This window comes from Parasphingomonas frigoris, from assembly GCF_036663815.1.
GTDB lineage: Bacteria > Pseudomonadota > Alphaproteobacteria > Sphingomonadales > Sphingomonadaceae > Sphingomonas.
Window position 1 is genome coordinate 17,717 of the sequence record NZ_JAXOJQ010000008.1, and the last position, 21,212, is coordinate 38,928.

Here is a 21,212-nt window from a genome sequence, read left to right on the forward strand (position 1 = left end):
TCGGGCTTCGCGCTTGAACTGACGAAAAGCCGCCGTCCGGGGACACCCGGGCGGCGGCTTTTTCTTTGGGGCTGGCAAGCGTGCCCCCCGCCCCTTGCAGCGCCGCCGCCGCACGCCCATTTCCGTGGGGCACGGAAACGCCGTGGCAGTGCGGGCACGGGTGACGACACCCGCCCGGCAGCAGCGCGGTGACCGTGCCGCGATTTTCGCAAATCAGAAAGCAGCCGATATGAAGATTTTGATGGTGCTCACGTCGCACGACCAGCTTGGCGACACGGGCGAGAAGACCGGTTTCTGGCTCGAGGAACTCGCCGCGCCGTATTATGTGTTCAAGGACGCCGGTGCCGAGATCACGCTCGCCTCACCCGCCGGCGGCCAGCCGCCGCTCGACCCCAAGAGCGCTGCAGCCGACAGCCAGACCGACGACACGCGCCGCTTCGAGGCGGATGCCGCGGCAACCGCGCAGCTGGCGAGCACCGTGCGGCTCGATAGCGTCGACCAGGCGGCGTTCGATACCGTCTTCTATCCGGGCGGCCACGGCCCGCTGTGGGATCTCGCCGAGGACCCGGCGTCAATCGGCCTGATCGAAGCGTTCGTCGCCGCCGACAAGCCAGTCGCGCTCGTCTGCCATGCACCGGGCGCGCTGCGTCGCGTGAAGGCCGCCGACGGCACTCCGCTGGTGCAGGGCAAGCGCGTGACCGGCTTCACCAACAGCGAGGAGGAAGCGGTCGGGCTGACCAAGGTCGTCCCTTTCCTCGTCGAGGACGAGCTCGCCGCATTGGGCGGGCACTATGAGAAGACCGGCGATTGGGGTGTCCACGTCGTCCAGGACGGCCTGCTGATCACCGGCCAGAACCCGGCCTCGTCGGCCGCCGCCGCACAGCAGCTGCTCGCCGCGTTGAAGGCCTGAGCGGCGATAGGGAGGCGCCCGGGCGGCGCCTCCCCGTCAGTCCATCCGTATCACGCGCGTGCCGAGGCGCGCGGCCTCCTCCGGATCATGCGTGACCATCAGGATCGGCAGGCGCAGCACGTCGCGGATATGCTCGATCGCCTGCATCACCTCCTCGCGCCGCGGTCGGTCGAGCGAGGAGAGCGGTTCGTCGAGCAGCAGGAAGCGCGGGTCGCTGAGCAACACCCGCCCGATCGCCACGCGACGCGCCTCGCCGCCCGACAGCGTCCGCGGCCAGCGGTCGAGCAGGCCGCCGATGCCGAGGAAATCGAGCCGGTCGCCAATCTCGGCGCCCTTCCCCGCCCCGTACAGCAGATTGCCGCGCACGCGCAGATGCGGGAACAGCCGCGGCTCCTGGAAGACATAGCCGGCGCGGCGCTGCTCGGGCGGGACGCTGGCGGTGGCATCGAACAGCGTCTCCCCGGCCACCCGGATATGCCCCTCGGCCGGGTCGATCAGCCCGGCGATCATGTTCAGCACCGTCGTCTTGCCGATTCCCGATGGGCCGAACAGCACGGTCAGCCCGTCCGCCGGCTCGATCCGGAAGCGGATGACGGTCTCGCCGATCCGCCCGTGGATATCGACGTCAAAGGTCATGCCGCCCCGCCCCCAGCCGCCGCGCGAGCAGTTCGGATGCGACCAGCGCCGCCAGCGACAGCGCGATCGAGATGCCCGCGAGCCGCCACGCCATCGCGTCGCCCCCAGGTTGCTGCAACGCGCCGTAGATCGCGAGCGGCAGCGTCCGCGTCTGGCCGGGTACGTTCGACACGAAGGTGATCGTCGCGCCGAACTCGCCGATCGAGCGCGCGAAGCCGAGCACCGTGCCGGCGAGGATGCCGGGTACGCTCAGCGGCAGCGTGATCGTCCAGAACACCCGCCAGCGCCCCGCGCCGAGCGTGCGCGCGGCGCTCTCGAGCCGCTGGTCGACCGCCTCGATCGACAGACGGATCGCGCGGACGGTGAGCGGCAGCGCCATCACCGCCGCCGCGATCGCCGCGCCGGTCCAGCGGAACAGTACCGAGACGCCGAACCACGCCTGCAACGGCGCGCCGAAGACGCCGCTGGGCGCGAAGGCGAGCAGCAGCACCCAGCCGGTGACCACCGGCGGCACTACCAGCGGCAGATGCACCAGCGCGTCGAGCAAGATCTTCCCCGGAAACCGCCCGCGCGCGAGCAGCCAGGCGAGCGCGAACGCCACCGGCAGCATCGCCGCCATCGCCACCCCGCCGACCTGGAGCGACAGCAGGACGATGCCCCACTCTTCGGCGCTCAGCATTCAGCGCGCGCTGAAGCCGAAGCGCGCAAAGATCGCGCGCCCGCGCGGGGACAGCAGGAAGCGGCGGAAGCCCTCCGCCTCGGGATTGGTCGAGGCGGCGAGGCGCGCCAGCGGATAGCGGATCGGCGGATAGCTGTGCGGCGGGAAGACCCCCGCGATGCGCACCGCCGACGATGCGCGGGCGTCGGTCGCATAGACGATGCCGAGCGGCGCGGCCCGGCGCTCGACCAGCGCCAGCGCGGCGCGCACGCTCTCGGCGGCGACGGCGTGCGGCTGGACCTGCGACCAGACGCCGAGCTTCGCCAGCGCGGCCTTGCCATAACGGCCTGCGGGCACGCTGGCGGGATCGGCCATCGCCAGCGGTCCGCGCCCGAGCACCCGCGCCAGTGCCGCCGGCGCGAGCGGGATGGCTGTGCGGTCGGTCTTGGCCGCGACGATCACCAGCCGGTTGCCGAGAAAGTCGGCGCGGGTGCCCGGCGCGAGCAGGCGCTTGGTCGCCAGATCATCCATCCACGCCTCGTCCGCCGACACGAACAGGTCGGCCGGCGCCCCCGCCGCAATCTGCCGCGCGAGCGCCGACGACGCGGCGAACGACACGATCGGTTCGGGATGCCCCTGCGCCGCCCAGGCGTGCCCGGCGGCGGTCATCGATTCCTGCAGGCTCGCCGCCGCCAGGACGAGCGGGCGCTGCGGGCGGGGCTGCGCGGCGGCAGGCGCGATGCCGGTGAGCAGGAGAAGCAGCAGGAAGAAATGTCGCATGGCGGGTCCATACGACAGCTGTATCGACCCGCATATAGCGAAACCTGCCCCGCCAGGCCTCACCCCGCCTGCACGCGCCCGGTCCGCACCAGCTTGCCCCACCCGACGCGGGGGCCGCGCAGCGCCTGCGTGATCGCCTTGAGCACGACATAATACATGATCTGGCGGTACCCGATGCGCTGCGGGATCAGCAGCCACAGCAAACGCCACTGCTCGCGCCGCTCGAGCGCGAACGCCACGGTCGCCGCCAGCAGGTCGATCGCGGTGAACACCAGCCAGTAGAGCAGCATCTTCTCGACGTCGTGCTGCGTCTGCGCCCAGCCATGCGCCTGCACCGCGATGTAGGTCATCACGAAGCTGACCAGCAGCGCGAGATCGATGATCGGCGAGATCGCAGCGAAGACGATCTGGAACAGGATCGCCTGTGGCAGCCCGACGCGAGCGAGGCCACGCGGCTTGCCCGTCGCCATGATGATGCCGTGCTTCCACAGGCATTGCAGCGTGCCGAACGCCCAGCGGAAACGCTGCTTGGCGAGGCCCTTGATCGTCTCGGGGGATTCGGTCCAGGCGACGGCATATTGATCATAGGTCACCGCCCAGCCCGCGCGCTGGATCGCGATCGTCAGATCCTGATCCTCGGCCAGCGTGTCGTCGGGATAGCCGCCGACCTGCTGAATCGCCGCGAGCCGCCAAGCCCCGACCGCGCCGGGCACGACCGTCATCGCATCGAGGCTGGCGAGCGCGCGTCGCTCGAGATTCTGCGCGGTGATATATTCGACCGCCTGGAACTTGGTGAGCAGGTTGACGCGATTGCCGACCTTGGCGTTGCCCGCGACGGCGCCGATCTTGGGATCCTCGAACCAGCGCGCGAGCCGCGCGATGGTGGTCGGCTCGAACTGCGTATCGGCATCGAGCGCGATCACGATCTCGCCCTTGGCGAGCGCGAGCGCCTGGTTGAGCGCCCTCGCCTTGCCGCCATTTTCGAGCGTCAGCAGTTTGACGCGCGGATCCTGCGCGAAGGCCGAGGCGACGACTTCGCTGGTGTCGTCGGTCGATCCGTCGTCGATCACGATCACCTCGATCTGCACGTCGGTCGAGGCGAGCACACCGCGCACCGCGCGCTCGATCACCAGTTCCTCGTTGAACGCCGGGATCATCACCGTGACGAAGCGCGCCGGGTCGATCGCCGGGAACACCTTCTTGCCCTCGCGCCGCGCCTGGCGCAGCGCGAGCGCCGACAGGATGATCGCGCGCGCGATGCCGATGCTGATCGCGAAGAAGAAGATCCAGCCGAGCGCGACGACGCCGCCGCCAAGCACCGAGAAGATGAACAGGTCGGTCTCCGCTGCGGCGCGATCCGCGGGCGACAGCGTCGGCATCGCGACGTCCTTCGGGATTCCGGCGAGCGTCGAGACCGGCACGAAAGTGTAGCCCTTGGCGCGCAGCTGATCGATGATCACGGGCAGCGCCGCGACCGTTTCGGAACGGTCACCGCCGGCGTCGTGGAGCAATACGATGTTGCGGCTGCATTGCGGATCGGGGTTGGTCGCCTCGCATACGCCCTTCGGATCGGTCACTTCGGCGATCGTCGAATCGATGATCTGCTGCACCCCCGGCCGCTTCCAGTCGCCGGGATCGACGTGCAGGCCGACCGAGATATAGCCGCGATCCTGCGCCATCAGCGCCGGGTCGATTTCGTCCGCGGTGCTCGGCTCGGCGTCGCCGAAATAGGGTGCGCGGAACAGCCGCAGCGTATGGCCGGTGAACGCCTGGAACAGCCGCTGCGTGGTGTTGAGCTGGAAGGTCGTCTCGGCCTGCGTCGCGCCGGCGAGATTGGGATGGGTATAGGTGTGGCTGCCGATCTCATGCCCCTCGGCGACCATGCGGTTGACCAGCGCGCGCTGCGTCAGCACGTTCTCGCCGATCACGAAGAAGGTGCCGGGCACCTTCTTCTGCTTGAGGACGTCGAGGATCTTCGGCGTCCAGTTCGGATCGGGGCCATCGTCGAAGGTCAGCGCGACGAGCCCCGGCTTGTAGCCGGTGCGCGCGACGACATAAGGCGACGGCAGCGTCTGGAACGCGACATTGGCGATCGCGCCGTCCTTGCCATATTGCACGCGCCGCACGCCCTTTACGGGGACGCCGGCGATCTTGAGGATCTCGCCGCTGCCGTCGATGTCGACGTCGGTACCGGCGGGAATGTTCTCGATCACCGGCGCCGGCGGCAGCGTGCGATGCGCGCGCCCGAAGATCGACCACAGGCCGGGATCTTCCGATCCCAGGCGCCACAGCCCGATGCCGCTCAGCCCGACACGTTGCAGCCAGCGCATCTGGTTATAGGCCGACGCCGCGTCGAGCATCCACACGACATGGCGCGTGCCGGCTTCGTCATAGGCAAAACCGGTATTGCCGCTCTGCCGGTCGAAGGTCGGCATGGCGCTCGATTCGCGCGCGGTTTCCCACGCTTCGTCGATGGCGAGCGGTTCGCCGGTGCCGTCGTGCCAATTGTAGCCGTAATTGCCGATCGCGACGATGATCTTGTCGCGCGGGACATTCTTCACTGCGCGCGACACCGATTGCTCGAACCAGTTTTGCGACGCGATCGGGCCCGGCTCGCCGCTGACCTCATGCTCGTCATACGCCATCAGCACGACGCGATCGACCACCTTGGCGAAGGCGCCGATGTTCCAGCCGGCCTCGCCGCCCGCTTCGTCCGCGGCGGCACCGACCGGCACCGCGATGCCGATCACCCAGTTGCGCTTGGCGAAGCGCGCCTTGGTCTCGCGCAGGAAGGTGAGGAAATCCTGCTGCCCCTTGGGCGAGAGTTCCTCGAAATCGAAGAACGCGCCGCCCGCGCCGTTGGCGGCGAGCCACGGCTCGAGCGTGTCGAGGAATTTCTTGCGCAGCTTGGGATCGCGCAGCAGCGCTTCAATGCCCGCAGAATCCCATTTTCCGTCGATCGCATTCTGGATCATCGGCAGGATCAGCGGGCGCGGGGTGGCGCGGTTGATGATCTCGCGCCCCGCCGTGTCGCGGAACACGGTGATGTGGTGGTTCGCGCCGGTCACCGACACCCAGCCCGGCACCAGCCAGTCGAGCTCGCCGATGTGGCGGCGCAGCGAGGCGGTCGAAGAGGGATCCCACGGCACGTGGAACGCGATCGCGAGCGGCTGGTCGACGCCGACGCCGCGTGCCGGCGCACCGAGCAGGCGGGCATAGCCGCTGAGGCCGTGGCGCGCGCGGCGCAGCAACGGCTCGTGCGGTGGCGGCAATTTGGTCAGCGCGGCATGTTCGGCCTCGACCGGCAGCAGCGGCGCGCGCGGCACCGCGCCGATCGAGATACCCAGCGCAACCACCGCCATCACCACGAGCAGCACGAACGCGATCACCGCCATCGCGAAGCGGCGCCGCCGCCGGCCCGAGGCATCGTAGAAAACGGGCGCGCGGCTCATGCGATCGGTGTCCTCGGGCAACATCTGAAAGGTTCGCTTCGGAGCTTTGGCATGGCGCAATGCCTACGCCAAGATGACAAACGCTTCACCCGCCGGGCCCTGGCGGCAGACGCACCCGGCCGGCCCGGATCGCGATCGGGGTGGACTGCAAACGGGGAAGCGGGAGTGCGAGGCCCGGAGCGATGCTCACGGAAGACTCGTCAATCGCTGCAATGGTCGGGGCGATAGGATTCGAACCTACGACCCCTGGACCCCGAGACCAGTGCGCTACCAGACTGCGCCACGCCCCGACACATTGCAGGGCGCAGCGCGTAGACCGGCGGCCCGGGACTATCAAGCGGAAAATCATCATGGCCGCGCGCAAGGCTCGACGCTGGCGCAATCGCGCTGCTACGCGGTGGGGCAATGACCGCCCTCGAAATCATCGCCTTCGGGCTCGGGCTCGCCAACGTCACGCTGGTCGTGCTGCGCAGCATCTGGAACTACGTGTTCGGGCTGGCGATGGTCGCGCTCTATGCGGTGATCTTCGTCCATACCAAGCTTTATAGCGACGCGCTGCTGCAGCTGTTCTTCTTCGTCCTGCAAATCTACGGCTGGTGGAACTGGTCGCGCGTCAAAGCCCAAACCGGCGAAATCGCGGTCGGCACCCTGCCGGACCGCGAGCGCCTCCTGTGGCTGGCGGCGGCGGCGGTGGGCAGCGCGGGCTGGGGCTATGCGATGTTCCGCTTCACCGATGCGTCCTTCCCCTGGCTCGATGCGACGCTCGCGATCGTCAGCGTCGTCGCACAGATCCTGCAGTCGCGGCGCAAGCTCGAAAGCTGGTGGCTGTGGATCGCGGTCGATATCGGCTCGGTCGGGCTGTATGCCGCGAAGGGACTGCGACTGACGATGCTGCTCTACTCGATCTTTCTGGTGCTCGCGATCTGGGGGCTGATCGACTGGCGCCGCGTCGCGCGGCGGACGGCGGTCGCGGCATGAGCACGATCTGCCTGCACGGCCCCGAGAGCACGGGCAAATCGACGCTGATCCCGCAGCTCGCGGCGCACTTCGACACGATCTTCGTGCCCGAATACGGCCGCACCTTCGCCGAGACGCATGGCACCACGTTCACCATGGCCGATCTGGTCGAAATCGCGCAGCAGCACGATGCGCAGACGCGCGCGGCGCTGGCGACGGGCGCCGATCCGCTGCTGCTCGATACTGATCCGTTGATGACCGCGGTGTGGGCCGACATGCTCTTCGGCGCGCGCGATCCGTGGTTTGACGCGTGGCACGGCACCGCCGACCTGTATCTGCTGCTCGATATCGATCTGCCGTGGATCGACGACGGCACGCGCCTGTTCGGCAGCGCCGCCGCGCGCCAACGCTTCTTCGACCTGTCGCGCGCCGAACTCGACCGGCGTGGGCTCGGCTATGCGATCGTCGGCGGCCAGGGCCCCGCGCGCCTCGCCGCCGCGCTGGCGGCGATCGAGGCGGCGGGACAGGGCGAGATCAGCCCTTCGCCTTGAGCGCCTTCACCGCGGCGAGCGTGCCGGTGATGTGCCCGGCGGGCGCCATCTCGGACAGGACATAGGCGATCTTGCCGTTCTTTCCGATCACGTACGAGGTGCGGTTGGTCCAGCCGGCCTTTTGCGGCAGCGCGACGTCATAGCCCGAGATCGTCGCTGGCGTGGCGAGACCGACCGGGAACTTGTCGCGGCATTCGACCGACGAGAATTCCTTGATCCGCTCGGCATTGCCCGCGGTCAGGCCGATCAGCGTCGCGCCCTGCTTGGTGAAATCGTCGGCCGCCTCGGCAAAGGCGTGCGCCTCGGCGGTGCAACCCGAGGTGAAGGCGGCGGGGAAGAAGTAGAGCACGACGGGCCCCTTCTTGAGCGCCGCCGCCAGCGAGAAGGGATGCGTCTTGCCGCCGAGGGCAGCCTCGGTCGAGAAGTTCGGTGCGGCATCGCCGACTTTCAGCGCGGCGCTGGCAGGCGCGGCGGCGAGGAGGGCGGCGGTAGCAGTGGCGATAAGCGGAACAGCGAACTTCATGGCATCGTCTCCTGGGATAGTGCCGCATCCTACCCCGCCGCTTGGCGCACCGCCAGCACGATCGGCGGATCCGCACGCCGCCCCCAACCGTCACCCCGGCCTTGTGCCGGGCTCCACCGTGCCGTGTAAAAGCCGAGCGAAGCATGCGCCGCGCGGTGGCCCCCGGGACGAACCCGGGGGTGACGCAGAAGGGCTTTCCCCCAAACCTTTCGGGCTGAGCCTGTCGAAGCCCCCCTCCCTCAACGCGCCGCTCGCGTGTGCAGGGCAGCCCTTTGACAAGCTCAGGGCGAACGGGGGGGGGGGTAGCGTTTCCCTCCTACCGCGACGGCGCGAGCTTGGTGTTGAGCACCCAGCCGACATTGTCATTCTCGTCGGCGACCTCCCACCACATCCCGTCCTTCTTGCCGGTGGGATAGACGATCGCGCCGGGCGGCAGCGTCCGCACGGCCTTGCCCGTCGCGCTCGGAAGGCTGCGCATCGCAACCGGACCCTGCGTCATGAAGGTCTTGGCGGGTGCCGCCTCGGCAGTGCCGGTGTCGCCCGGGTTGGTGTAGCCGAGCTCGGTGACGAGCTTGGAATAGGCCTGGATGAAGGCGAGCGTCACGATCCGCCCGATATCGGTGTTGTCGTAACCGCCGCCGACCAGACCGCCGCCGACGCCGCCGCCGAACACCCCGCCCCCGCCGCCGAAGCTCAGGCTGTTCTTGGCGGCATAGCCGTCCTCGGTCGCGAGCGTCTCGGTCGTGCGGACGTTGGTGATCGAGAGCACGACATTGGCTTCCATCTTGCGGCTGCGCACCCCGCCGACGAGCCCACCGATCGGGCCGCCGAGCAGTCCGCCGATCCCCGCCGCGACGCCGCTACCGCTGGCATTGCTGTTGGCGCCCTGCACTTCGGCCTGCAGCACGTAATCGGCCGCCTTGATCTGCCCCTGCCCGACATTGGCGCCGCGCTGCAGCCCGAGATCGCCGCCGATGTCGCGTTCGCGCTGCGCCGCCTGCAGCCCGCTTCCGCGATCGACGAGGTTGAAGCAGCCCGAGCGCGCGACCAGCACCTTGAGCAGTTTCTGCGGCGGCGCCAGATTGTACTGCGTCCAGCCGCGCGAATCGTCGCCATCGACGATCGAGATCGTGCCGTGCTTGCGCGCGCAGCGCGGCACGTCGTTCATCGTCGCTTCCTGCAGCTTCTGCGTGCCCGACGGCTTGGCCAGCCGCTGCGCCCCCGCCTCGATCGGCACACCCGCCAACACCGCGACAATTGCCATTCCGGTTGAAAACTTCGCCATACTGCCCCCGCTGAACATCGTTACGTCGCCAATACAGCCATTCGCGCGGGCGGCATAGGCAGAATACGGCGCTAAGCGACGGGCTTTGTGCCCGGCGACATGCGATGCTATGGGCCCTCTTTCCCTTCCGCAGCACTCATCCGGGCGAATTCGTGACCCCTCTTCAGAACATCCGCAATTTCTCGATCATCGCGCATATCGATCATGGCAAGTCGACGCTCGCCGACCGCCTGATCCAGGCGACCGGCGGCCTCACCGACCGCGAAATGTCCGAGCAGGTGCTCGACAACATGGACATCGAGAAGGAACGCGGGATCACCATCAAGGCGCAGACGGTGCGCCTGCGCTATACCGCCAAGGACGGCATCGACTACGTCCTCAATCTGATGGACACGCCCGGCCATGTCGACTTCGCCTACGAGGTCAGCCGGAGTCTTGCGGCGTGCGAAGGCGCGCTGCTGGTGGTCGATGCCGCGCAGGGCGTCGAGGCGCAGACGCTCGCCAACGTCTATCAGTCGATCGAGCATGATCACGAGATCATCCCCGTCATCAACAAGATCGACCTACCGGCCGCCGACCCCGAAAAGGTCAAGGCCGAGATCGAGGAAGTGATCGGCCTCGACGCGAGCCAGGCCGTGTTGACCAGCGCCAAGGCCGGGATCGGCATCGCCGAAGTCTTGGAAGCGATCGTCACGCGCATCCCGCCGCCCAAGGGCGATGCCGATGCGCCGTTGAAGGCGATGCTCGTCGACAGCTGGTACGACCCGTATCTCGGCGTCGTCATCCTCGTGCGCGTGGTCGCTGGCGTCCTCAAGAAGGGCCAGCAGATCAAGTTCATGCAGGCCGGCACGCTGCACCTGGTCGACCGCGTCGGCTGCTTCCGCCCCAAGATCGAGCAATTGACCGACCTCGGCCCGGGCGAAATCGGCTTCATCACGGCGCAGATCAAGGAAGTCGCGCAGACCCGCGTCGGCGACACGATCACCGACGCCAAACGCCCCGCGACCGAGGCGCTGCCGGGCTTCAAGGAAGTCCAGCCGGTGGTGTTCTGCGGCCTCTTCCCGGTCGACGCCGCCGATTTCGAGAAACTGCGCGAGAGCATCAGCAAGCTGCGGCTCAACGACGCGAGCTTCTCGTTCGAGATGGAAACCAGCGCCGCACTCGGCTTCGGCTTCCGCTGCGGGTTCCTCGGCCTGCTCCACCTCGAAATCATTCAGGAGCGCCTGACGCGCGAATATGATCTCGACCTCATCACCACCGCGCCGTCGGTGGTCTATGACATCGAGCTGACGCACGGCGGCGGGACGATCGAGCTGCACAACCCCGCCGACATGCCCGATCCCAACAAGATCCTGAGCATTTCCGAGCCGTGGATCCAGGCCGTCATCTACGTCCCCGACGAATATCTCGGCAGCGTGCTGAAGCTCTGCCAGGACCGGCGCGGGATCCAGAAGGATCTCACCTATGTCGGCGGCCGCGCGCAGGCGACCTACGAGCTGCCGCTCAACGAAGTCGTGTTCGATTTCTACGACCGGCTGAAGTCGCTGTCGAAGGGCTATGCCAGCTTCGACTACACGCAGATCGGCAAGCGCGAGGGCGACCTCGTCAAGATGAGCATCCTCGTCAACGAGGAGCCGGTCGACGCGCTGTCGATGATCGTCCACCGCGGCACCGCCGAGACGCGCGGGCGCGGCATGGTCGAGCGGTTGAAGGATCTCATCCCGCGCCACCTGTTCAAGATCCCGATCCAGGCGGCGATCGGCGGCAAGGTGATCGCGCGCGAGACGATCAGCGCGATGCGCAAGGACGTCACCGCGAAATGCTACGGCGGCGACGCCAGCCGCAAGCGCAAGCTCCTCGACAAGCAGAAGAAGGGCAAGCTCAAGATGCGCGAATATGGCTCGGTGTCGATCCCGCAGGAGGCGTTCATCGCCGCGCTGCGGATGGGCGACGAGAGCTGAGCGCAACCGCGCGCGGCGGGTTTGTCGGGACGATGAGGAGCCCCATGCGGACATCGATGCACCTCTCGCTCGCGCTGGCGGCCGGTCTGCTCCCCGCCGCGCCCGCCGCCGCGCAGGACTATGCGTTGCACACGCTCGGCGACTGGACGGTGGCGGCGAGCAAGGACCAGAGCGGCTGCTTCGCGACCCGGACCTATGACGGCACAGGCGCGACGACCTTGCTGCTCGGGCTCGACGTCGACGGCAGCAACCGCCTGTCGGTGCTCAACGACAATTGGTCGATCAAGCCAAGGCAGGCCTTGAAGCTGCGTTTTCGGCTGTCGAGCGGCGGGTATGTCGATCATCCGGTCGTCGGCATCGCGGCGGACGGCAAGCAAGGCTTCGTGACGAGCTTCGAGGCCAAATTCCCCGAATATCTGGCGGGGTCGAACGCGCTCGACATCTCGCGCGGCGATGTGCCGGTCGAGGCGCTCGACCTGGCGGGAAGCGGTGCCGCGGTGGCCGAACTGCGACGCTGCGTCGCGCTGTTCAAAGCGGCGCCGCCCCGCCCGCGCGCACGCGACCGCGCCGGCCAGATCCCGCGCGATCCGTTCGCGCCGGCCTCCAAGCGCCGATCGCGCGATTGAGCGCGGCCCCTGTGTTTCTACATAGGGAGTTTTTTACGAGGCCTTTAGCGCCGACTGCGCACAGCGAGGAGCAGCAACGCTCGATCCGCTAGCGACAGGAACCCAGACGATCTTACGTGGCGTAGCATCCCTGTTCGAAGTCGACACGCGAGACGCCGAACTGGCGCGCGCGCAGTTCCGTTCCTTTGTCAAGCAGGTGCCGCTATCCTATTTCATCCTGGTGAGCAGCGCGGTCGCTCTCATGATAGACTTCTATCGTGCCGACGCGCTGATCAAAACGTTCGTCATACCCGCGGCGATGTGCACGATGGCCTCGCTCCGGGCCATATGGTGGTTGCGGCAGGATGGCCGGAAGACGCTAGGCGACGCGGAGATCGCCCGGCTGATCCGACGGACGTGCAACCTGGCGCTCGGCATGACGATCGCCTTCGATCTGTGGTGCATGTCGATCTACGAACTGGGTGACGCCTATGAGCGCGGCCACGTCACCTTCTTCCTGGCGCTGACCCAGGTCAGCAGCGTCTTCTGCCTGATGAGCATCCGCACCGCGGCGATGCGCGTCGCGGTGACGAGCACGCTCGCGTTCAGCATCTATTTTTCGTTCGTCGACGAGGGGCGGATGCTGGTCGAGGCGTGCGTGCTGGCTTTGGTCGGCGGGGGCATGATCATCGTCACGCATCGCTACAACCTCGATTTCTCCGGACTGATCAACTCGCAGCGCGACCTGCGCATCCGCCAGATCGAAGCCGAGCGGCTGAGCGAGGAAAATTCCCGCATTGCCCTGACCGATGCGCTGAGCGGTCTCCCGAACCGGCGGGCGTTGCTGGCCCGGCTCGATCGCCTCGAAAGCCGCCCGGCGCTGCCGCGCGACTGCCTGGCGGTGATGTTCATCGATCTCGACGGCTTCAAGGAGATTAACGACGCGCACGGCCATCAGGCGGGCGACGCGCTCATCGCCAGCCTGAGCGAACGGCTGCGCGCGGCGTGCCCGCTTTACGCGATGCTGGCGCGCGTCGGCGGCGACGAATTCGCCGTGCTGATTGAGACCGATGGCGCGACCGCCGAGGCGAATGCGCTGGCGCGACGGTTGTACGACGAGATCTGCCTGCCGGTATTGGTCGAACGCCACATCCTGCAGGTCAGCGCGAGCATCGGCATCGCCGGCAATGCCGAAGGGCCGCTGCGCGCGCACGAGCTGCTGCGCCGCGCCGATACCGCCATGTATACCGTCAAGATGCGCGGCAAGGGCGAGATCGCGGCCTATGACGTCGCGTTCGACCAGGGGCGGCTCCACCGCCTCGCGATCGAGGACCAGATCGCCAAGGGGCTGGCCAACGACGAATTCGAAGTCTTCTATCAGCCCGTGGTCGAGGCGCAAAGCGGTGCGATCGTCGCGACCGAGGCGTTGGTCCGCTGGCCGCGCCGCCCGGCCGGTGCGCTCGAGCCCGACGACTTCATCGACATTGCCGAGGCGACCGGTCAGATTCAGCCGCTCGGCCTGTTCGTGCTCGAGCGCGGCTGCCGCGACGTGCTGCCGCTCGGCAATCTCAAGCTCAGCGTCAACGTCTCGCCGGCGCAGTTCCGCGATCCGGCGTTCGAACGGCAGGTCGCCCGTATCCTCGCACAGACACGCTTCCCGCCGGAGCGGCTGCAATTCGAGATTACCGAGGGCTATCTACTGGCGAATCCCGAGCGTGCGGTGCGCGCGATCGACGCGTTCAAGGCGCTCGGCATGTCGATCGCGCTCGACGATTTCGGGACCGGCTTCACCAGCATCCAATATCTGCAGTCCTACGGCTTCTGCCACATCAAGATCGACAAGTCGCTGGTCGTCGGGCTCCATGCCGACAGCAAGGCATCGATGCTGATCGCGGGTGCGATCTTCCTCGCCATCGGGCTCGACATGCGGATCATCGCCGAGGGCGTGGAAACCGAGGAGCAGGCGATGCTGCTGCGCCTCGCGGGCTGCCACAAGCTTCAGGGCTATCTGTTCGGTCGCCCGACAGCGTTCGCCGATTTCCTGGCGAAATACCGCGCGCAGGAAACCTTGTGGCAGCCGGCCAAGGCGCTCCGCATCAGCGGCTAGCGGACGGCGGCGCCGCGCGCGGCCTTCGCGACGGGCAGCCGTTCAGCCGACTGCCGCCCAGCGCACCTCGCTCTGGCTCCAAGCGATGAAGTCGCGCTCGTCCATCGGCGCGGCGACCGCATAGCCCTGGATCACGTCGCAGCCGATCACCCGCAGGATCTCGGCCTGCGCGTGCGTCTCGACCCCTTCGCCGACCGCTTCGCACCCGAGCCCGTGGATCAGCCCGATCACCGCCTGCGCGATGGTGCGCGCGTTGGCATCGTCGGCGATATGCTCGATCAGGCTGCGGTCGAGCTTGATGCGATCGATCGGCAGCGCGCGCAAGCGCGGCAGGTTGGAATAGCCGGTGCCGAAATCGTCGATCGCGATCGTCGCGCCGTCGCCGCGCAGCAAGGCGACCGCCTCGAGCACGTCGTCGCTGCACTGCATCGCCAGCGTCTCGCTAATCTCGAGCTCGAGCAGCCGCGCCGGCGCGCGGGCGACGGCCATCGTTTCGCGCAGCCGACGGAAGAAGCTGGCGTGGTCGATCTGACGCGGCGAGATGTTGACCGCGAGACGCTGTTCGATCCCGCTGCGCGCCCAGCGCGCGATCGTCTCGGCCACGGTGTGGACGACCCACTCGCCAATCTCCACGATCATGCCGCTTTCCTCGGCGCAGGGCAGGAAGGTCAGCGGCAACCGCATTCCCTCGCGCGGATGGCGCCAGCGCAGCAAGGCCTCGGCGGCGACGATTCGTTCGTCGCTGGTCGTCACCTGCGGCTGATACACCAGCGTGAACTCGTCGCGTTCGATCGCCTCGCGCAGGTCGCTCTCGAGCGTGGCCCGCTCGGCAATCCGCGCGGCGAGCTCCACGCTGAAATGCTCGGCCCGTCCGCGACCATTACCCTTGGCATAATACATCGCAGCATCAGCCGCCCGCATCAGTTCGGGCAGAGCGTCGCCATGCTGCGGGCGTAACGCGATACCGATCGAGGCACCGATCGACACCGCGTTGCCCGCGAGGTCGAACGGTTCGGCGAGCGCGAACAGCAGGTTGCGACCGATCCGCGCCGCCTCGGCGGGATCGTGCACCGCGGGAAAGAAGAGGGTGAATTCGTCGCCGGCCAGCCGCCCGATGAGCGGCGCCGTGTTGTCACTGCGAAGCGGGACGCCATCCGCCACTGCCCGCAGACGATTGGCGACCATGCCGAGCAATATGTCGCCGCAGGCATGACCCATCGTATCATTGACCGCCTTGAAGCGATCGAGATCGACGAAGAACAGCGCACCCACCCCGCCCCCCGGCCGACCGGCGGGCAGATCGGCCAGCATGCGATCGCAGGTGCGCCGGAAATTGGTGCGATTCGCAAGCCCGGTGACCGCGTCGAACATCGCCAGCCGGCTCACGCTGTCGAGATTGGCGTTCAACTGTTCGAACAGACTGTGCATGGCGGATGCGAGCTGTGGCACGTTTTCGCCGATTTCGGCCGGGATGTCACCGGCGAGATCACCCTGTGCAGCACGAGCGAGTCGGGCGATCGCCGCGTCGATCGCGCTCGCGGTGCCAGCGATGCTGCGCTCTGCTGACGCCCAGCACAACACCGCGCAGACGACCGCGGGGATCAGCGCACGCGAGACATTGCTGACGTCGACGCCGCCCGCCGACGTGGCGGAGAGCGCCAGAATGAAGGCAACCGCCCCGGCACACATCGCGAAAGCGATGGCACGGCTCTTGAGCGTGACCTCCTTCATTGCAGTTATGCGCCACTCCCTCCCCGCGCCAATGCTCGGGCCCGAAGCAAACGTGCCAGCAAAAGGTTAAGACTTTTGCGACCCGCGCGATCGTTTGAGAACGATGTAAAGGGCGCCCGCGCCGCCGTGGCGAGGATGCGCCGCGCGCACCGCGGCGATCGCCGACGCATGGCGCGATCCGGCGAGCCAGTCGCCCGTGGCGGCGCGAATCGCGCCGCGGAACGTGCCCGGCGGCAACGGGCGGTCGCTCGCCGGGCGCGGCGGCTTGCCGGTGACCAGCAAGATCGTGCGGTCGCCCGCGCGAATCGCCGCCCCGAGCGCGGCATCGAGCATGTCATAGGCGGAATGCAGCGTGTGGCCGTGCAGGTCGATCGTGCGGTCGACGGCGACGAGGCCGCGCGCCAGCTGCCGGTCCCAGCTTCCGTCGAGCGTGTTCGCGGGCGCTTTCGGTGCAGCCGGCGCCTTTCGCTGCGCGGGGATCAGCGCCGCGGACGTCTTGACGCGCGCGTGCGTCGCGGGCGCGGCGGATGGCGCCAGCGGCGGCGCTGCAGGCTTCGTCCGGGCGGTGGGCGCCGCGCGCGACGCGGGGACAGGCTTGGGTGGCGCGACCGGCAGTGCGCGCAACGGGCGGACACCCGCCATCACCCGCGCCCACAAGGCCGCTTCCTCGGGCTTGAGCGAGCGCGTCGCCATCGGCGGCTCAGCCCCCGGCCGCAGCACCCAGGCGCTGCAGCGTGCCAACGGGAAGCAGCAGGAACGCGGTGCCGCGCGCCGCCATGCCGCCCGCAGTTGCCTCTGCATCGGCGCCCGCGCCCCAGAAGGTATCGATCCGATTGGCGCCCTTGATCGCGCCGCCGGTATCCTGCGCGATCCACAGCCGACTTGCATCGGCGCGGTCCATCGACAGCAGCACCGGCGCGCCGAGCGGGACGAAATGCGGATCGGCCGCAGCACTCACGCCGCCGGTCACGCCGATGCCGAGCGCACCGAGCGCCGGGCCGGTCTGCTCGCGGAAGAAAACGTAGCTCTTGTTCTCGCGCATGATCGCGCGGCCCTCGTCGGGGTGGTCGTGGAGCCAGCCGACGATGCCCTGCATCGAGCTCTGTCCGGGGGCGAGCAGGCCGCGCTTCTTCATCAGCGCGCCGATGCCGGTATAGTCGCGACCGTTCTGGCTGTCATAGCCGATCCGCATCACCGACCCGTCGGGCAGACGCAGTCGACCCGATCCCTGGACTTGGAGGAAGAACAGTTCGACCGGATCGGCAGCCCAGGCGATGATCGGCGCACGGCCGGCGAGTGCGCCATCCTCGATCGCGGTGCGGTCGTCATACGGGATGAAGCTCTTGCCGGACACGCGACCGCGGATCTTCTTGCCCTTGAGCGTGTCGCTGAACAGGCCGAGATCGACGTCGATCAGGTCGCTCGGCCGCGCGTAGATCGGCACGTCATAGCCGCGTTGCCGGTCGCGCGATCCACGGATTTCGGGTTCGTAATAGCCGGTCGCGAATGCCTTGCCGTCACCGACCTGCACCGCTTCGAAATATTGCGCGAAAAACGCGCGCGCGCCGCCGGGCGGGGTCGTCGCCGCTGCAGTGCAGGCGGGCTGCCAGTCGGCGCCCTGCGTCAGGCCGGATGCGTCGGTGCGGCGTTGCAGGGACGGACAGGTCGCGCGGAACGCGACAAGCGCGCGCGCCGCCTGCGCATCGTCGATCGGCAGGGTGTAGAGCGGTGGCCCCGCCACCAGGCCCGCGCTGCGCGCCGTCGGCGCGCCCGGGACGGTCGCGGCAGCTTGCGGCGTGATCGGCGTGGCGGCGACGGGACGGCGCGCGGGGACCGGACGATTGGGGACCGGACCGGGTCGATCGACCTGGCCGCCGCCAACGCAAGCGGCCAGCAATAACGCGAGCGTGGCACTCGCCACCAAACGGCCGCGGCGAAACACCGTGGCCGCGGCGAAGCTACCCGCTCCGTCCCCCGACATCGGCATCACGCCTCGTCAGTGTCGGCGAGCTTCCAGTTCGGATCGCTGCTCTTCAGCGTGCGTGCGAAGGTCCACGCGTCATGAGTCTCGACCGCATCGGTCATCGAGCCGGCGATGACGACGCCGTCGGCATCGCGCGTGATTGCGGCGATGTCGGCGTCGAAGCGGACGGTGATCCGAGCGAGCTTACCCTCGAGCGTCGCATCGGCGATGATTGCCCGCTCGATCGAAACGAGGCGATTGTCGAGAACGTGGCCGGCGCTGTTGCGCGCCGCGATCGCGGTGGTGAAGGCATCGCGCACGTCGTCTTCGGCGAGCCAGCCGAGCTCTTCCTCGTCGCCCTTCCAGAAGGCCTCGAGGATCATGCGGTAAGCCGCCTTCGATCCGTCGAGGAAGCGCGTAACGTCGAATGACGAGTCGGCGGCGATGATCGCGCGTACGCCGGCTTCGGCCTTCGGCTCGACCATCCGGCTGACGGTTTCGCGACTCTCGCCGAGCGCCTCGGTCGGGCGCTGCACGACGGTCAGCGGCGTGCGATCCTCAGCCGGCTTCGGCAGCGGCTGCTCGTGCCCGGTCCGCTTGCCGAGGACCATGTAGAGACGCAACGCCAGGAAGCCGGCGACCATCGCGAGGATTACAATCAGGAACACGCGGCCTCCGGGGCTTTCAATACTAAGGTTACATAGGCGTAACACGCCGATGTTTCAAACGCAGTGATCACAGGCGACCGTCCATCGGCGCGGCTCCCCATGTTGAACTCGGCCCCACCCCCTGCTAGGCGCGCGCCTTCGATGCCACAAGGCTGTGGCGACTATACGGCCAAAGCAAGGACGAGTTCCATGAGCGAGCAGGATGACGGCTTCATCACCACCACGGTTGGTGGCGAGCCGATGGCAAATGGCGCCGACACGACGCCGACCGCGGGAATGATCTCGCAATATGTGAAGGATTTCTCGTTCGAGAATCCCAACGCACCGGCGATCTACCAGAACACCACCCCGCCCGCGATCGACGTGCAGTTCAACATCGCATCGGCACAGGTCGGCGAGGATGTGTACGAGATCATCCTGCGGATAGAGGTCAAGGCCGAGGCCGAGGGCACCGTCGCGTTCCTGGTCGACCTGTCCTATGCCGGCCTCTTCGGGCTGCGCAACTTCCCGCTCGAGCATCTCCAGCCGTTCCTGCTGGCCGAAGCGCCGCGGCTGCTCTTCCCGTTCGCGCGCCGCGTGCTCGCCGATGCCGTGCGCGACGGCGGCTTCCCGCCGCTGATGCTCGAGCCGATCGACTTCACCGCGGTGTTCCTGCAGCAGCAGGAAGCCGGCGAAGCGTCGGGCGCGTTCGGCACGGCGTAAGCCTAGCTGCGTCACCCCGGGCTTGTCCCGGGGTCCACCGCGCCGCACATTTGCCGCCGATCGGCGCGCGGCCCGGTGGACCCCGGAACAAGTCCGGGGTGACGAAATGGGTATCGGGCTGATGGCGCAATGAACCTCGTCAAATCCCTCGGCTCGGTCGGCGGCCTGACGCTCGTCAGCCGCATCCTCGCCTTGCTGCGCGATTCGCTTGCCGCGCGCTATGTCGGCGCGGGCTTCGCTTCGGACGCGTTCAACGGCGTCGCCTTCCGCTTGCCCAACATGTTCCGCGCCTTGTTCGCGGAAGGGGCCTTCTCGGCCGCCTTCATCCCCTTGTTCAACAAGAAGGCCTCTGGGCCCGACGGGCTGCCCGCGGGCTACGCCTTTGCCGAGCGCGCGCTCGCCGTGCTGCTGCCGGTGCTGATCGTCTTCACAGTTGCAATGCTGCTTGCCGCCTGGCCGATCACCTATCTGCTGTCGGGCGGCTTCGCGCGGCAGCACCCGACGCACGAGCAATTCGCCTTCGCGGTGACGCTGTCGCGCATCACCCTGCCCTATCTCGCGCTGATCTCGCTCGCCTCGCTGCTGGGCGGGATCCTCAACTCGCTCGACAAATTCTGGGTCAACGCCGCCGCACCGATCCTGCTCAACCTCGCGATGATCGGCGGGCTGTGGCTGTTCCACGGCGCCGACGAATATGAGACCGCGCGCGTCCAGGCGATCTCGGTCACCGTCGGCGGCGTGCTGCAATTGGCGTGGCTGATCCTCGCCTGCCGCCGCGCCGGGGTCGACATGCGACTGCGCATGCCCCGCCTCGATGCCGACGTGCGCGAGATGCTGCGGCTGATCGTCCCCGCCGCGGCGGGCGCGGGCGCGTCACAGATCAACCTGCTGATCTCGACCTCGCTCGCCGGCAGCCTGCTGGCGTCGGGGTCGATCACCTACATTTATTATGCCGACCGGCTGAACCAGCTCCCGCTCGGGCTGATCGGCATCGGGCTCGGGACGATCCTGCTGCCGACGATCTCGCGCCTGCTGTCGACCGGGCAGGACACAGCGGCAATGGAGACCCAGAATCGCGGGATCGAGCTCGCTTTGTTTCTCACGCTGCCGGCGACGGTCGCGTTCCTGATCGCCGCCGAGCCGATCGTCCGCGGGCTGTTCGAATATGGCAAGTTCGACGCGATGGACGCGCGGCGCTGCGGCTGGGCGCTCAGCGCCTTCTCGATCGGCCTGCCCTCCTACGTGCTCGTCAAGGTGCTGACGCCGGGCTATTACGCCCGCGGCGATACGCGCACGCCGGTGCGCTATGCGATGATGTCGATTGCGGTGAACATCATCGGCAATCTCGTCCTGATCCCGCTGATCGGGCATGTCGGCCCGCCGCTCGCGACCGCGCTCGCCTCGACCGTCAATGTCGCGATGCTGTATCGCACGCTTGCGCGACGCGGGCATTTCGTCGCCGATGCCGCGCTGCGTCGCAAGCTGCCGCGGCTGCTGCTGGCGGCGCTGCTGATGGGCGCGACGATCTTCGCGTCCGAGCGCTTGCTCGATCCCTATCTCGGCGGCCCGTTGATCGTGCGCTATGCCGCCCTCGGCGTGCTGGTCGGCGCGGGCAGCGCGGTCTATGGCGTGGCGTGCTTCCTCACCGGCGCGTATCGCATCGCCGACATCAAAGCGCTGCTGCGCAAGCGCGGCGCGACCTCCAAACCCGTTCAGGAATAAG

The 21,212-nt window shown here is 68.0% G+C and carries 18 protein-coding genes and 1 tRNA gene; 8 read left to right on the forward strand and 11 right to left on the reverse strand.

The window, feature by feature from the left end:
- Window positions 1-229 precede the first annotated feature (229 nt).
- Window positions 230-910 carry a type 1 glutamine amidotransferase domain-containing protein gene (locus U1872_RS19155; protein WP_332794523.1) on the forward strand — a complete coding sequence of 227 codons (681 nt, stop codon included), beginning with the start codon at window positions 230-232 and terminating at the stop codon, window positions 908-910.
- A 36-nt stretch (window positions 911-946) separates the two neighbouring features.
- Here U1872_RS19155 and U1872_RS19160 read toward each other — a convergent pair whose 3' ends face one another.
- From U1872_RS19160 to U1872_RS19180, 5 genes are all read right to left on the reverse strand, one after another.
- The gene (locus tag U1872_RS19160) at window positions 947-1,546 is read right to left on the reverse strand and encodes an ATP-binding cassette domain-containing protein (RefSeq protein ID WP_332794524.1); all 600 of its coding nucleotides are present in this window, start codon (window positions 1,544-1,546) and stop codon (window positions 947-949) included.
- Window positions 1,536-2,225 (reverse strand): molybdate ABC transporter permease subunit, encoded by a 690-nt coding sequence (gene modB, locus U1872_RS19165; RefSeq protein WP_332794525.1) that lies wholly within the window; start codon window positions 2,223-2,225, stop codon window positions 1,536-1,538. Before modB ends, U1872_RS19160 begins: the two co-directional genes overlap by 11 nt.
- Window positions 2,226-2,984: a molybdate ABC transporter substrate-binding protein gene (modA, locus tag U1872_RS19170; protein ID WP_332794526.1), complete on the reverse strand. Its 759-nt coding sequence runs from the start codon at window positions 2,982-2,984 to the stop codon at window positions 2,226-2,228. It lies immediately after the preceding gene.
- A 59-nt stretch (window positions 2,985-3,043) separates the two neighbouring features.
- Window positions 3,044-6,436 (reverse strand): polysaccharide deacetylase family protein, encoded by a 3,393-nt coding sequence (locus U1872_RS19175; RefSeq protein WP_332794527.1) that lies wholly within the window; start codon window positions 6,434-6,436, stop codon window positions 3,044-3,046.
- A gap of 213 nt (window positions 6,437-6,649) precedes the next feature.
- Window positions 6,650-6,726 (reverse strand) — tRNA-Pro (locus U1872_RS19180).
- Window positions 6,727-6,841: 115 nt separating this feature from the next.
- On the opposite strand from U1872_RS19180, the gene pnuC reads away from it, so the two are divergent.
- Together pnuC and U1872_RS19190 are read left to right on the forward strand one after the other, a co-directional pair.
- Window positions 6,842-7,414: a nicotinamide riboside transporter PnuC gene (gene pnuC, locus U1872_RS19185; protein WP_332794528.1), complete on the forward strand. Its 573-nt coding sequence runs from the start codon at window positions 6,842-6,844 to the stop codon at window positions 7,412-7,414.
- Entirely contained in the window at window positions 7,411-7,944 is a 534-nt protein-coding gene (locus U1872_RS19190; protein ID WP_332794529.1) for an AAA family ATPase, read from the forward strand. Before pnuC ends, U1872_RS19190 begins: the two co-directional genes overlap by 4 nt.
- Here the strand turns inward: U1872_RS19190 and U1872_RS19195 are convergent.
- Window positions 7,928-8,467: a peroxiredoxin gene (locus tag U1872_RS19195; protein WP_332794530.1), complete on the reverse strand. Its 540-nt coding sequence runs from the start codon at window positions 8,465-8,467 to the stop codon at window positions 7,928-7,930. The two genes, U1872_RS19190 and U1872_RS19195, sit on opposite strands and share 17 nt — an antisense overlap.
- A 316-nt stretch (window positions 8,468-8,783) precedes the next feature.
- Window positions 8,784-9,752 carry a CsgG/HfaB family protein gene (locus tag U1872_RS19200; protein WP_332794531.1) on the reverse strand — a complete coding sequence of 323 codons (969 nt, stop codon included), beginning with the start codon at window positions 9,750-9,752 and terminating at the stop codon, window positions 8,784-8,786.
- A gap of 104 nt (window positions 9,753-9,856) precedes the next feature.
- On the opposite strand from U1872_RS19200, the gene lepA reads away from it, so the two are divergent.
- From lepA to U1872_RS19215, 3 genes are all read left to right on the forward strand, one after another.
- On the forward strand, window positions 9,857-11,713 hold the full coding sequence (gene lepA, locus U1872_RS19205; protein WP_332794532.1) for a translation elongation factor 4: 1,857 nt from the start codon (window positions 9,857-9,859) through the stop codon (window positions 11,711-11,713).
- A 44-nt stretch (window positions 11,714-11,757) separates the two neighbouring features.
- Entirely contained in the window at window positions 11,758-12,339 is a 582-nt protein-coding gene (locus tag U1872_RS19210) for a hypothetical protein (RefSeq protein ID WP_332794533.1), read from the forward strand.
- 241 nt (window positions 12,340-12,580) lie between these two features.
- A complete protein-coding gene (locus U1872_RS19215) occupies window positions 12,581-14,425 on the forward strand; it encodes a putative bifunctional diguanylate cyclase/phosphodiesterase (RefSeq protein ID WP_332794534.1) in 1,845 nt (614 codons plus the stop codon).
- Window positions 14,426-14,467: 42 nt separating this feature from the next.
- On the opposite strand, the gene U1872_RS19220 is transcribed toward U1872_RS19215, so the two are convergent.
- The 4 genes from U1872_RS19220 to U1872_RS19235 all read right to left on the reverse strand — a co-directional run bounded on the left by U1872_RS19220 (window position 14,468) and on the right by U1872_RS19235 (window position 18,787).
- Complete coding sequence (locus U1872_RS19220; protein ID WP_332794535.1) at window positions 14,468-16,156, reverse strand: putative bifunctional diguanylate cyclase/phosphodiesterase; 1,689 nt, start codon at window positions 16,154-16,156, stop codon at window positions 14,468-14,470.
- A gap of 66 nt (window positions 16,157-16,222) precedes the next feature.
- Window positions 16,223-16,849, reverse strand: a complete 627-nt coding sequence (locus U1872_RS19225; RefSeq protein WP_332794536.1) for a Smr/MutS family protein — start codon at window positions 16,847-16,849, stop codon at window positions 16,223-16,225.
- Window positions 16,850-16,856: 7 nt separating this feature from the next.
- Complete coding sequence (gene mltA, locus U1872_RS19230) at window positions 16,857-18,143, reverse strand: murein transglycosylase A (RefSeq protein WP_443025418.1); 1,287 nt, start codon at window positions 18,141-18,143, stop codon at window positions 16,857-16,859.
- Window positions 18,143-18,787, reverse strand: coding sequence for a Tim44/TimA family putative adaptor protein (locus U1872_RS19235; RefSeq protein ID WP_332794538.1), 645 nt, complete (start codon window positions 18,785-18,787; stop codon window positions 18,143-18,145). The genes mltA and U1872_RS19235 overlap by 1 nt, the downstream gene beginning before the upstream one ends.
- 189 nt (window positions 18,788-18,976) lie before the next feature.
- Between U1872_RS19235 and secB the strand changes: the two genes are divergently transcribed.
- Window positions 18,977-19,489: a protein-export chaperone SecB gene (gene secB, locus U1872_RS19240; protein ID WP_332794539.1), complete on the forward strand. Its 513-nt coding sequence runs from the start codon at window positions 18,977-18,979 to the stop codon at window positions 19,487-19,489.
- Window positions 19,490-19,618: 129 nt separating this feature from the next.
- Window positions 19,619-21,211, forward strand: coding sequence for a murein biosynthesis integral membrane protein MurJ (gene murJ, locus U1872_RS19245; protein ID WP_332794540.1), 1,593 nt, complete (start codon window positions 19,619-19,621; stop codon window positions 21,209-21,211).
- The last annotated feature ends 1 nt before the right edge of the window (window position 21,212 follow it).